Annotated in this window: 10 protein-coding genes; 5 read left to right on the forward strand and 5 right to left on the reverse strand. The window is 42.2% G+C overall.

The window, feature by feature from the left end; all coding sequences use genetic code 11:
* Positions 1-795 (forward strand): FtsW/RodA/SpoVE family cell cycle protein (locus V7K25_RS29835; RefSeq protein WP_335163256.1); only part of this gene is annotated, 795 nt, incomplete at its 5' end.
* Positions 796-1,858: 1,063 nt separating this feature from the next.
* A complete protein-coding gene (locus V7K25_RS29840; protein WP_335163258.1) occupies positions 1,859-6,118 on the forward strand; it encodes a DUF4347 domain-containing protein in 4,260 nt (1,419 codons plus the stop codon).
* Between the two features lie 190 nt (positions 6,119-6,308).
* Here V7K25_RS29840 and rpiA read toward each other — a convergent pair whose 3' ends face one another.
* Positions 6,309-7,019 (reverse strand): ribose-5-phosphate isomerase RpiA, encoded by a 711-nt coding sequence (gene rpiA / locus V7K25_RS29845; RefSeq protein WP_335163260.1) that lies wholly within the window; start codon positions 7,017-7,019, stop codon positions 6,309-6,311.
* A 192-nt stretch (positions 7,020-7,211) separates the two neighbouring features.
* Between rpiA and V7K25_RS29850 the strand changes: the two genes are divergently transcribed.
* Together V7K25_RS29850 and V7K25_RS29855 are read left to right on the forward strand one after the other, a co-directional pair.
* The gene (locus V7K25_RS29850; RefSeq protein WP_335163262.1) at positions 7,212-7,691 is read left to right on the forward strand and encodes a hypothetical protein; all 480 of its coding nucleotides are present in this window, start codon (positions 7,212-7,214) and stop codon (positions 7,689-7,691) included.
* Positions 7,692-7,845: 154 nt separating this feature from the next.
* A complete protein-coding gene (locus V7K25_RS29855; RefSeq protein ID WP_335163264.1) occupies positions 7,846-8,526 on the forward strand; it encodes an S-layer homology domain-containing protein in 681 nt (226 codons plus the stop codon).
* A 32-nt stretch (positions 8,527-8,558) separates the two neighbouring features.
* On the opposite strand, the gene V7K25_RS29860 is transcribed toward V7K25_RS29855, so the two are convergent.
* Positions 8,559-9,806 (reverse strand): hypothetical protein, encoded by a 1,248-nt coding sequence (locus V7K25_RS29860; RefSeq protein WP_335163266.1) that lies wholly within the window; start codon positions 9,804-9,806, stop codon positions 8,559-8,561.
* Between the two features lie 428 nt (positions 9,807-10,234).
* Here V7K25_RS29860 and V7K25_RS29865 point away from each other — a divergent pair, with 428 nt between their 5' ends.
* Entirely contained in the window at positions 10,235-10,855 is a 621-nt protein-coding gene (locus V7K25_RS29865; RefSeq protein ID WP_335163268.1) for a CP12 domain-containing protein, read from the forward strand.
* A gap of 104 nt (positions 10,856-10,959) precedes the next feature.
* Here V7K25_RS29865 and V7K25_RS29870 read toward each other — a convergent pair whose 3' ends face one another.
* From V7K25_RS29870 to V7K25_RS29880, 3 genes are all read right to left on the reverse strand, one after another.
* A complete protein-coding gene (locus tag V7K25_RS29870) occupies positions 10,960-12,075 on the reverse strand; it encodes an LptF/LptG family permease (protein WP_335163270.1) in 1,116 nt (371 codons plus the stop codon).
* Between the two features lie 218 nt (positions 12,076-12,293).
* Positions 12,294-13,022, reverse strand: coding sequence for an LPS export ABC transporter ATP-binding protein (lptB, locus tag V7K25_RS29875; RefSeq protein ID WP_109009670.1), 729 nt, complete (start codon positions 13,020-13,022; stop codon positions 12,294-12,296).
* 30 nt (positions 13,023-13,052) lie between these two features.
* Positions 13,053-13,550 (reverse strand): LptA/OstA family protein, encoded by a 498-nt coding sequence (locus V7K25_RS29880; protein ID WP_335163273.1) that lies wholly within the window; start codon positions 13,548-13,550, stop codon positions 13,053-13,055.
* Positions 13,551-13,677: the final 127 nt, after the last annotated feature.

Genomic DNA, 13,677 nt, shown 5'->3' on the forward strand with positions numbered 1-13,677 from the left:
CAAAGTGCGCGGCTTTTTGGTCAGTGGGAACGAATCAGTTGGCGGGTTCGCTTGGCTTGGTTGGGTATTTTCGGTCTGGTACTTTTAGGAATTCTTGCTCAACCTAACTTGAGTACAACAGCACTTTGCGGTATGACTATTTGGCTAATTGCTTTAGCAGCTGGTTTACCTTACAAGTACCTGGGAGGAACAGCAATTGGTGGAGTGATGTTAGCAGTACTCAGTATTAGTATTAAAGAATATCAGCGTAAGCGGGTAATGTCATTCCTGAATCCGTGGGCGGATGCTACAGGAGATGGCTACCAGTTGGTGCAAAGTCTACTAGCTGTCGGTTCTGGTAAAACTTGGGGAGCTGGTTTTGGGCTTTCTCAACAAAAGCTGTTTTATTTACCAATTCAGGATACTGATTTTATTTTTGCGGTGTTCGCTGAAGAGTTTGGCTTTGTTGGCAGTATGGTATTATTGGCGCTTTTAGCTACATTCGCCACTCTTGGATTAATCGTGGCGTTGAAGGCTAAAAATACAGTACATCGATTGGTAGCGATCGGCGTGACGATTTTGATGGTAGGACAATCATTGCTTCATATTGGTGTTGCTACAGGTTCTCTACCTACTACTGGCTTACCTTTGCCCATGTTTAGTTATGGTGGTAATTCCATGATTGCTAGCTTAATAGCTGCTGGGTTGCTAATTCGGGTAGCACGCGAGAGTAGCGAAGCTGAGGTAGTACCGTTGCAAAAACCCTTGTTGCAAAATGGCCGCAGACGCCGGAGTTTTCATAAAAATAGGAATTGAGCTAACAAAAGCGGCGTCCCAGGAATTAAATAGATTATGGAAGACCTAAAACAGTTATGAGTTGTGTCAAAATTTACCAGAAGCCTATCAATTACATACTCCATCCCTTGACCGATATGAAGACAAAAAACCCAATAATATATTTTGAGACAATTAGGAAATATTGCCATTGATTCGGGCAATTCAAAGACTTGATATCTGGACAAGTTATACCAGGAGTAACCTATAATGTCGAGGAATATTTAAAAATTTTGAATACTTACTCACCATACATAAAATTAGATATAGAAAACAAAGAGTTTTTCTTTTTGGATTAAGACATTGCATAGAAGATGATTTTGGAGGTAGTCTTCAACTTTCATATATCTCTGCTTTTCACATCGCTTAAAAAGTTAACTCAGAGGTAAGGATTCTTAAATAGGCTATTCCTAGCTGGCAAAATAGGTGGAATTAGGTTTATTTTGTAATAAATTTAATCTAATTCGTAATACATTCTGATTCGGTTAAGGTTAAAACTCTTTCTCAAAGTCAATCTTGTAAACGTAATTATCAAGTGTAATTCCTAACAAAACTTGAAAAACTAAGTTTATGGTCAAAAAATTGAGCTTTTCATTTTTAACCAGCATAAAACCTAATTTTTGTTTACCATGCTATATTTCAGTTGCAGAACTCTGTACAATTAAATATTTTTATCAAACAGAATTCATGAGTCAGAAGTCAAAATTAAGTTGGGTATTCTGACCGAAAAAGCTGCTGAATAATATGCTTTTTCGCATCTCCACCAAATTTAAAATCTGGTGCTGCAACAATTCAGTCGCTGATCTAAATCCTCGACTGATAGCGCAGCATTAGGGATAGGGAGTAACGAGCGTCTTGATTCTGACTTCTGAATTCTTCTTCAATCCTTTACAAAAAGGTCAACTTGCTAGATGATAGCAACGAAAGGGAAAATAATTAGTAAATCAATAGTATTTTTAGCTATCGGTAGTTGTGTGAAAATCCTGTAATTACGCAGCTAGAGTCGGTTTGAGTTTCCCTCATTACCTTAGCTCGAAGTAAAGAAATGGCAACACTAAATACCTCACACTTCCAAGTAAATTCTGCAACTTCCACTTCCTACATTCATAGTTTAGTCTTCATTGACATGGCGGTTGAAGACTATAACGATTTGGTCAATGGCGTGCTTGATAATGCTCAAGTGTTCGTGCTTAACTCGACACAAAACGGTGTTGAACAAATTACAGAAATTCTAGCGAGTTGTAATCGTCCGAATTTAACTAATATTCATATTGTGTGCCACGGTGCTCCAGGTTACTTACAATTGGGCAACACCCATTTAGGACTGGATACCCTCGACAAATACAGCCAACAGCTGCAACTATGGCAAAAGATATTTGCAACCTCTGGCAAGACTAATAACCTTTGGAACTTACTCATCTATGGTTGCAATGTGGCTTTGGGTGATGCAGGGATAGAATTTGTAGACAAACTGCACAAACTCACCAAAGCAAATATTGCCGCTTCTCGTCAGCGAATTGGCAATGCAGCATTAGGTGGTAACTGGGAGTTAGAAGTCCGCACCACTGATATGGAAGCGAGTCTAGCATTTGCAGAAACGACGCGCCAGGCTTACGCAGGGGTAATGACGACATTCACGGTGAATAATACTGGAGACATAGATGATGGCGATCGCAATAACGGCATCACAACACTGCGGGAGGCAATCAACTTAGCCAACGCTACTGCTGGGGATGATACGATCGCTTTTGGGGGAATATTCAAAGATACCACCCCAGATACCATCACGCTCACCTCTGGGCAACTGACGATTACTGATGATCTAAGCATCTTGGGGACTGGGACATCTAAGCTTACTGTGAGTGGAAAGAATGCCTCTACAGTATTTGAGATATCGGGACTAGGGACAAATGTAAATATTAATGGACTGGCGATCGCTAGCGGTAGTATTAAAGTTAACAGAAGTTCCATCCTCAACTTAGCAAAAAGCAGTGTGTCTGGTAATACAGCAGGAAGTGGCATCTCTAATAGCGGCATTCTCAGTCTTGCTAACACCAGCGTTTTTGGCAATAAGCAAGGTGGTATCTATAACGGTGGTACTCTCAGCCTAAGTAACAGCAGTGTTTCTGGCAATACTGGGGGAAGCAAGATTTTTAATGGTAATACTGCGGGAGGCGGCATTTTTAATGACAGTTCTTCTGGTAAAGCTGGTATTCTCAGCCTAATTAACAGCAGTGTCTCTGGCAATACGGCAAACTCCGGCGGTGGCATCTATAATCAAGGCGGCACTCTCAGGCTGACCAACAGCACTGTCTCTGGCAATACTGCAACCTCTGGCGGTGGCATTTTTAACGGAAATGATAGTGGTTATAGTTCCGGATCAGCTACTTTAACTAATAGCACCATCTCTGGCAATACAGCCTTAGAGGATGGTGGTGGGATATACAATGACATCGCCTACGTCAGTGACAACAGCCTCACCTTAATCAGCACTACAATTAATAACAACACAGCTGACTCAGATGGTGATGGTACTGGCAATGGTGGGGGTGTTTTTAGTTCCCTTGATTCCTCTGTTAACGTCAAGGTTAGTAACACCATTATTGCAGGCAACTCCGACAAGTCCACCTCCGGTGATATACACCCCGATGTAAGTGGTGGGCTGATTGACTCCGGCAATAACCTGATTGGCAATAATACTGGTAGTACTGCCTTTACCACCAGCGCCCTCGTCGGCACAAGTGCTAGCCCCATTGACCCCAAACTCGGACTGCTGCAAAATAACGGTGGTGCAACCTTTACCCAGGCGTTACTTGCGAATAGCCCCGCTATTGATGCTGGCAATAATTCCCTAGTTCCTATTGGTGTCACCACTGACCAACGCGGCACTCGATTTAACCGGATATTCAACGGTGTTATTGATATTGGTGCTTACGAAGTGCAGTCGCCTATCACACCGCCACCTGTTAATACTGGCACATTTGTGGTGACTAATACCAACGATTCTGGATCGGGGTCATTACGGCAGGCTATCCTGAATGCCAATGCGACTGTTGGGGCAGATACGATTACCTTTGCAGGCGTGTTCACTGATGCCACCCCAGACATCATCACCCTGACCTCTGGCAAATTAACTATTAACAATGATATTACCATTTTGGGGACTGGGGCATCTAACCTGATTGTGAGTGGGAATAATTCATCAGGCGTGTTTGAGATATCGGGTTCTGGGACAGATGCCAACATTGATGGCTTGAATATTGCTAATGCTAATGATCCCTTAGGCAGTATTTTGCTCAATAGCAATACCAGCCTCAGCCTGACTAACAGCACTGTCTCTGACAATAGAGGGGAAGTAGGCGGTATATTTAACAGAGGCACTCTCAGCCTGACAGGAAGCACTGTATCTGGCAATAGCGGATCATCTTTAGGCGGTGGTATCTTTAATAAAGGCAACCTGAGTCTAACTAACAGCACTGTCTCAAGCAATAATGCAAACGTCGGTTTCAACACAGCCTATGGCGGCGGCATATTCAACATAGGCAAACTCAGTATAAATAACAGCACTGTCTCTAATAATAATGCGTTTGCCAGTGGTCTGAATCGGGGAGGCCCTGACCCCTACCCATCCTACGGCGGCGGCATTTATAACTCAGGCACTGTCGATATCACTACCAGCACTGTCTCTGGTAATGGTGCGGCAGACGGCGGTGGCATTTATAACTCAGGTACTTTTAGCCTGATTAACAGCACTGTCTCTGATAATAGTGTATATTATACCGGCGGCGGCATCTTGAACAGTGGCACTCTCACCCTTACTAATGACACCATTACCAATAACACAGCAGAGGGCTTTTACGGTGTTCCTGGCAACGGTGGGGGTGTTGTCAATAATGGCGGTACTGTTATCGTTGGCGATACCATCATTGCAGGCAATTTCTATACAGGCAATCCTGATGATGCGCCCAATTCCGGTTATTCCCGCGACGTTTCCGGCACCTTCACCGACGCTGGAAATAACCTAATTGGCGACAACACAGATAGCATCGGCTTTACCACCAGTACTCTCGTCGGCACCAGAACCAACCCCATTGAGCCAAGACTCACCCCCTTGCAAAACAATGGTGGTACAACCTTTACTAATGCCTTACTTGCAGATAGTCCCGCCATTAATTCTGGTAATAATACTCTGATTCCCGCAGGTATCACCACCGATCAACGCGGTGATAAATTTAACAGAATATCTGAGGACACAGTTGATATTGGTGCATTAGAGTTTAACGGGCTGAATGGAACCAATGGCGCTGATAATTTAGTGGGCAAGAACTACGGTGACATAATTAACGCTCAAGCTGGGAACGATACCATCACAGGTAATCAAGGCAACGACATCCTAACTGGTGGCGGCGGCAAAGATAAATTTGTTTACAACTTAGGTGATGGTGTTGATACCATTACTGATTTTGGTGGGTTAGATAAAGGCTCAAATCCTTCAGCAGCAATCATTGCCGAAGTGGATACCCTGAAATTCCAAGGTGCTGGATTGACAGCCCGAAATTTACTACTAACCCAGAATAGTAACAATCTGGAAATCACCTTTGAAGGAGTGGCTGATGACAAAGTTATCCTGCAAAACTTTCCTTTGGAAAACCTAGAGAACGTATCGGCAGTAGGCAATATCCTGTTTAATGGGCAAACCAGTATTAGTGAAAGCTTTGATGTTTTCGATGCCAACTCCACCCAAAACGTTATCTTCAACAAAAACACAGTTACCTTTCTCAATGACCTGAACAACAATGTTAATGGGTTTGACAACTCAGCAGATGTTATTAATGGTCAAGGAGGCGATGACCGCATCGACGGCAAGAGCGGTAACGACCTGCTACGCGGTGGCGCTGGTAAGGATACCCTGCTTGGTGGTGATGGTAATGATACCCTGCTTGGTGGTGATGGTAATAATAGCCTCATTGGAGGTGCTGGTAATGACATCCTTATTGGCGGTGATTTTAGTGATACGCTGACTGGCGGTAGCGGTAATGACCAGTTCATCTACCGAACCCTTAGCAATGGTGATACAATCACTGATTTTAATAAAAGCGAGGATAAATTAATCCTTACAGACTTGTTTAAGAGTCGAGGGTACAGTAGTAGCAATCCCATCTCAGATGGTTATTTGCGATTTGTGCAATCGGGTACTTCTACACAAGTTCAGTTTGCCTACTTTAGTGACAGTTTTTATACCTTTGCAACTTTGAATAATTTCACCGCTACAAATTTGGTAGTTGGTACTAACGTCATCGTTTAACGCTTAATTCTAGTCTGTAGCCACTATCTTAAAAATAGATATTAGACATTTGGTGAAAAAGAACGTAGAGACATAGCACTGCTACGTCTCTACAAGGGTTCTGGATAACGCATAATTAATTTGTGCAGATATCATTGCTTAATTTTGGATTTTAGATATCACAGACATCTAAAATCCAAAATCTATACTCTTACAGTTGCCGCACTAATGGCTGACCATCTTTGACTTCACCAATCAAAACTAAATCGACACAGTTAACGAAAATACCATTTTCCAGAACACCAGGAATGTTGTTTAATGTCTTTTCTAGGTTGACTGGATCTTCAATAGAGTCAAATCTGACATCTAAAACAAAGTTCCCTTGATCGGTAATCACTGGCCCAGCTTTTTTTACACCCATGCGGAGTTCTGGTTTGCCACCGAGTTTTTTGATGGCATTGGTCACAGGAGTAATTGCCATTGGAATCACTTCCACAGGCACAGCGAAAGTAGAACCCAAGTGTTCTACTAACTTACCACTATCTACCACGACGATAAACTGTTCTGCCAGGTAGTCAACCACTTTTTCGCGGGTATGTGCTGCACCACCGCCTTTAATCAAATTCTTCTGCGGATCGACTTCATCTGCGCCATCAATGGCAATATCGATGTGGTCAATAGCATCCAATGTGGCAAGAGGTACACCGTATTGCTTCGCCAGTACTTCTGACTGAAATGATGTAGGTATACCAATGATATCTTGAAGTTCACCAGACTTGAGGCGATCGCCCAAAAACTGAATCGTATATGCTGTTGTTGATCCCGTACCCAACCCCACAATAGAACCCGACTTTACTAAGGCGGCGGCGGCTTTGCCAACTTCTTGCTTCATCAACTTTACGGGATCTGCTGCTGCGGTCATTGCCAAAACTCCTGAAAAACTGACTATAGTCCATAGTAGTGGGCAGATAACCTCAAAACATGAAAGGTAAAAAACAAGTTTTTGCTAATTTCTACTTCCTTGATTAGGGACTTCCAAAAAATAAAACATTCTAGTGTCCGGAACAAAGGAGATAAGTAGTGTAACAATGGGGTATATTACTATACAGAAAACATGAATAAGCCCCAGTACACCGATCCTACTATTAAGCAACTTTTCGCTGAGATCGACCCGGAAATAGCAAATACTTTCACGGTGGAGCAATTAGAAGCCATAAAGAAGGGTTTGGCCTCTCGTGCTAAAACGCATCATTCTTTAGACATAAGAGTTTCAGTACCAATTCCCGGATTAAGGTTTTATCTGGTGTTGTTAGCAGGTTCAGAACGTCGTTCTAAGGTGCGTTTACGCTCTGAAAGAGGTTTATATCCTTTTTGGACTCCTGCCAATATCTTGTTCCTTCTAGGATTTCTAATTATTCTATCGATTTGTAGCTATACTATATTTTCTTCTGTATTGTCTTCACTTACTCCCAAATCTAGCTCCTATTACCCTACTTCAATTCCTTGGATTAACGACAAATCAGAATGTGAACAGACTGGTAGAAGCTGGAATAATGGGAAGTGCTGGGATTCTGAACACAGTCCTAATTTTTAAAATTTATAGCCATACCCTACATAGCTAGAGCAACATTACCCAACCTAAATTCGTCATTATCTGAGTTACAGGTTATTAAAAACACCAAATTTTGCGTTAACCTCAGTAACGTAGTTTTTTAAATTCACATTAGCAGCTAAAAGTGATTATGGTGATGCGTCAGCTTTCAATTGCTCTATCTTTAGTGGCACTACTACAAAACTTACCAGCAATTGCTCAGACCCCAGTGCAAGAAAATACTTCTGGAGTCCCATCTGATGCCATTCAACAGGTAACTGCAAGCAAATGGATGACAAACTTTTCTGATGGCAAGTTTTACCCAGAAAAGTTACTCAGTAGGGCCGAATTAGCATCAATTATGGTAAAAGCATTTGGGCTAAATAAGAGAGAAGCTGTTAGCAAAGAAAATTTAACTATTCCAGATGTTCCTCGTTCTCATTGGGCATTTAATGATATACAGACAGTCTTAAAAACTGACATCATGAAAGGCTATCGGGGCAATGAATTTTTTCCTAACCAAAAGGTGACAAGGGCTGAAGCTCTTGCTATTTTCGCCCAGGCTTATGGTGTATTTCAGTTTCCCGATGAGGCTGTGAATGATATTCTGGCTTCATATTCAGATCAAAAGTCTATCCCAACTTGGGCTAGAAAAGCGATCGCTACAGTAGCTACTGAAGGATTTCTCAATACAGATGCTCAAGGCAATATTTCCCCATTAAAACCTGTAACCCGTGGAGATATGGCTTATGTATTGAGTAAATATTTACAACGACAACAGCAACAACCCGAAACACCAGAAGTTCCAATTATTCCAAATAGCCCACAAACACCTTAGCTAGACTTTATCTCCAGCCAAGGTGCTTAAAATCATCTTTGATCTGAACCTCTATACCTGTCTCGAATCTGGCGAAGATATAAGGAATTAGACTGTGTTGGTTGCTGCAACATATAATTAGATTGTGGTGGTTGCGTTGATTGCTGCAACCCATAATTTCCATAAGTAGATTGTGGTGGTTGCGTTGATTGCTGCAACCCATAATTCCCATATCCTACAGGATTTGTGGGGGTGACAACGCCTTGATTTGGAATCTGGCTAGAGTAAGGTGCAATATTACTTGGTACTGCATACGTGCCTGGGGGCGTTACTGGTGCTACATTAGGCACTATTTGACCATTATTTAAATTATTATAGGGGCTTTGCGGTAAGTTTGTACCCGTTGATGTATAACCTGTACCAGTATTTAACCCATTACTAGGCAATACCTGACCGTTATTTAAATTACTGTAAGGATTTTGCTGCAAGTTCGTACCCGTTGAGGTGTAGCCTGTCCCAGTAGTTAACCCAGCACTTGGTAGAGAATTCTGACTAGGTAAGTTGTTAATGGATGGCATCAACGTTGTTCCTGGCTCAGAGGCTCGACCCAAGCCATTTTTTTGAGTTGCAGTCCCATTGAAGCTAGAATATTGCTGGTTTGTAGATTGGTTGAGTGCTGCTTGCACAGGACTGGTGGAGACATTTTGATTCTTGGTGGTTTGATTGGTAAGTCCAATACCCAGGCTAGAAGATGTTTCCTCCTCTGTTGGTTCAGATGCTGTAGTTAAGGGCTTAATACCTAAAAACTGGTTATTATTATCAACCGTCCCAGTCCGCAATAAATTTTCTGTTTGTACAACAAAGGGATTTTTCATAGCTGGGGAGGTATCGGCATTAATGCCTAGACCAGGATTTAATTTGGTATTATTAGCAGAATTTTGTTTTTTAATTACATCCTCTAAGGAGTTTTGACTATTTTTTGTCTCAGTATTTCCCTTGGAGTTATTCGGCGTTACTAAAGGAGTTGATTGGTCAAAGTCATTAAATAAAACTGGCAGATTATCGATATCTGCTGCAATGGCTTTGTTTTCTTCTGACAGTGAGGAATCAGCAGGCTCTTGTGAGGCGACTTGACTTTTTTGCTTATAAACGAAAATATCTGGGTTTGACCAGTATTCCCAAGTTACTAGCCCAACTACAGATAAAAAAATTGCAGTACCCCAAAAACCAGGTCGCCCTAGATTCCATAACCTGGCTTTGAGATACCGTAAGTAGGCGGGAGGATAATGACGATTTGGCATGGGATTGATAATTGAAATTTACTCGAAATCGGTAAAACTTGACGGAAGCTGAAAGCGTTGGTGTTTAATTATTTTGTTTTTCTAAACAGGAATATCTCAACTGAAATTGGATAGTAATTTTATCCTAACTTCTCTATCAGTTATTAGTCAGTACCAATAGACATGTAGTAGTCAAAAATTTACTTTTTAGCGGCTAGAGTCCTTTGGCGAGATTTTTTATAAAGTTATGGCAATTTATGCTTATTTTTGAGTATCGGTCACATTGGATAACATCAGGAATTGACAACTGGTCTAATTTATTGTTGTAGCTGGACAAAAGTTCAACTTTTTTATTTTCTAGTTAGCCAACTAAACTGTGTGCTGCAATGCTTCTATGCGCCTCTGATGGCACTGTGCTGCACCCGTACATTAACCAGGAGACTACAGCAATGATGAAAGCTGAAGATATCATGACCAAAGATGTAGTTACCATTCGCGGTTCGGCGACTGTTGCTGAAGCAGTGGGGCTGATGAAGGACAAAAAATTGCGGGCGCTGGTTGTAGATCGTCGCTATGACAATGATGCTTATGGCATTGTTACAGAAACGGATATTGTCTATAAGGTAACAGCCTACGGTAAAGACCCAAAGCAAGTGCGGGTTTACGAAATTATGAGTAAGCCTTGCATTGTGGTCAATCCTGATTTGGGTGTGGAATATGTAGCGCGGTTATTTGCTAACACTGGTATTCATCGAGCGCCTGTGATTCAAGGCAAGCTGTTAGGTATCATTTCGATTACCGACATTTTGACTAAAAGTGACTTTGTAGAAGCGCCAAAAGCCCTATTGCTTGAGGAGAGAATTCAAAAAGCCATTGAGCAGTCTCGGGCTATTTGCACCGAACAAGGTGCTTATTCTAAAGCTTGTGCAGCCGCCTGGGATGAAGTAGAAGAACTTCAAGCAGAAGCCGCTCATCAGAAAGCTGAGGGTATGGTATCAGCCAAAGTCTCTTTTGAAGAATACTGTAAGGAAAACCCAAATGCACCAGAATGTCGAAATTATCATCCGTAATTGAAGTGTGGGGATGAAGAGAGCAGGGGGCAGGGGGCAGGGGGCAGGGGGTAGGGGAAGCAAAAGTAATATTCTCCTCATCTCCCTCATCGCCCTCATCCCCCTCATCGATTGGCAACTCGCATCAATAAGAATAGACCTATTCCCAGAAAAAGAAAGTTGGGTAACCAAGCCCCTATAAAGGGAGAGAGGGCACCTGCTTGCGCGATCGCACCAGTAATAAAGAAAATTAAGTAGTACGAAAAAATTACTACGACACTAATCCCAAAGCTGGTACCTCTTCCAGTTCGCTGGGGTATGCTTCCCATCGCTGCACCTACTAAGCCAAAAACTACACATACAAAAGGTAAAGAGATTTTTTGTTGAATCCGCACTTCGAGTTTACGAATTTTTTGGCGATCGCCACCGAGAAGTTCTACTTGTAGTTGATCTAGTGCTTCAGCAATATTCATCTCACCATAGTCCCGACTTTTTTCTGCCAGACTTAATGGCGTGCGCGGTAGTTGCAGTTGTTGGTGTTCAAATCTGACGATGTTGCGATAAGAGCGATCGGCAGCGACAAAATATATAGTACCGTTGTAAAAATCCCAGACATTTTGAGAAGGATTCCACTGGGCAGATTCTGATACCACAATTTGATTCAGATTTTTTGTTGAACGGTCTATAATCGTCAAACCTAACATCCGCTTACCATCAAATTGATCGGCGTAAAACAAGCGTGTCAATATCCTATTCTTAGAGCCATCCGGTTGTGTAACATCCTGGTATTCAGGATAGAAAATATTTTGCTGTTTTAAAGTTGGCTTATCTGATTTGAGGGCATTATCCAGAGTCATCGCCGCTTGGTAATTTGCTGCTGGTGCAATTTGTTCGTTAAACACAAATGTCATTCCTGTAACCACAAGACTCAACAGCACAGCAGTTAGCACTATCCGATAGACACTCACCCCACAACCACGCAGGGCAATTAGTTCGCTCTCGCTAGAAAGACGACTGTAAGTCATCAAAGTAGCCAGCAGCGTAGACATAGGGAAGGCTAAAACGATAAAGTTAGGAAACTTTAACAAAAAGACCTGAATGGCAATGTCTATTGGTAGCCCAGATTCTACAATTTTTCTAACTAAATCAAATACAGCATCAATGGTAACGCCAATTGATGAAAAAGCTCCGACACCAAAGAAAAACGGCGCTAACAATTCGCTAGCAAGGTAACGATCCATGATCGTAAAAGGTAGCAGCGAATAGAAGTTGTAGAAAGACGTAAGCTTCTTTGATATCATGGCTAGCTTGAAAAGTTCAATGTTAGCAACCCTGGCAAAATAAATGGTATCTATATTTAGGATTAAAATTTAATTTTAAATACCTGAAAATTAACTAATAAATTTATGCGTAATATTTTAAAATAGCCTTTTAAATTATTAACTAAATAATGATTAATTTAGACTTGAAAATTATTACCTAAATAATATTGGCGCACCAGGGGGTTGCCGTAGAGTTCGTCAGCAGCGCCAAAAGCGAGAATTTGTCCCTCGCGCATTATATAGGCGCGATCGGTGATGGCCAGGGTTTCACGGACATTATGATCTGTAATTAAGATTCCCATGCCGCGATCGCGCAGTTGTGCAACAATTTGCTGAATTTCTGAGACTGCGATCGGATCAACTCCTGCAAATGGTTCATCCAAAAGTAAAAATTTTGGCCCTTCTTTTCCCGCAGCTAAAGACCTTGCTAATTCCGTCCGCCGTCGCTCACCACCAGAAAGTTGAATTCCTTTGCTATTGGCTAATTTTTCCAACCGAAACTCCCGCAGTAAAGTTGTGAGTCGTCTTGACCACTCCCATCGTGGCACATTCGTTTGCTCCAGTACCAACAGAATATTATCCTCTACGGAAAGCTGGCGAAAAACACTTGGTTCTTGTGCTAAATAGCCAATACCCAATCGCGCCCTTTTGTGCATTGGCATTTCTGTAACATCTAGATTACCCAGCCAGACTTTTCCTTGATTGGGTTTTTCTAAACCTGTGGCAATGTAAAATGTCGTTGTTTTACCAGCCCCATTAGGGCCTAGTAAACCAACGATTTCGCCCTGAGCAACAGAAAGATTGACACGATTGACAATTACTCGCTTGCCGTAAGATTTGTGGATATTCTCTAAAACAATTTTCACGCTGGAGCCGCCCTTTGTTGGTGGTAAATGCTAATTAGAAGGCTTCAAAGGTGATGTTTTTGGGGCAGGTGTTGCAGTTTGTCCATCATTATCTGATTCTTGGATCATGTAGATGGACTCTACTTGACGGTTGGATTGGGGTAACGCAACAAATCGCCCTTCGTCGATTAAATAGGTTACCTTCTCCGCGCGGATACTGTTACCGCCCTGTTGCAAAATATAGACGTTGCCACTGAAATCAATTCGGCGTTCCTTACTAAAGTACTGTGCTTGGGCAGATGTTGCCTGAATCTGGCGAGCCGGATACAACATTTGCACGTTACCGCGAGCAGTGATTACTTGGTTTTTCGCGTCATATTCTTGCACATCAGCGCGGATAGTGAGGGGCCGATTTGCCTGAGATGTTTGTGCAGTAGCGGTTTGCACTTGAGTAGGGAAAACAAAAGCGCCCAAGAGTGCAACTGGCAGCATTAAAGCTAATCCAAAGCGACGGATCTGGGATATGGGCAATTCATAACAGGGCATCATAGCAATTGGGGATTCAGGATTTCAGCTTGCATTCTGGTAGAGTCGATGCCCGGTATTATCCGGGGCACCTCTCTGTTAAATCTGGGCGTGCGACTTTCACCGCACCCAGCTTCCGATGTTCTCAGCT

The sequence above is a fragment of the Nostoc sp. genome (assembly GCF_036919495.1).
In the GTDB taxonomy this organism is placed as follows: domain Bacteria; phylum Cyanobacteriota; class Cyanobacteriia; order Cyanobacteriales; family Nostocaceae; genus Nostoc.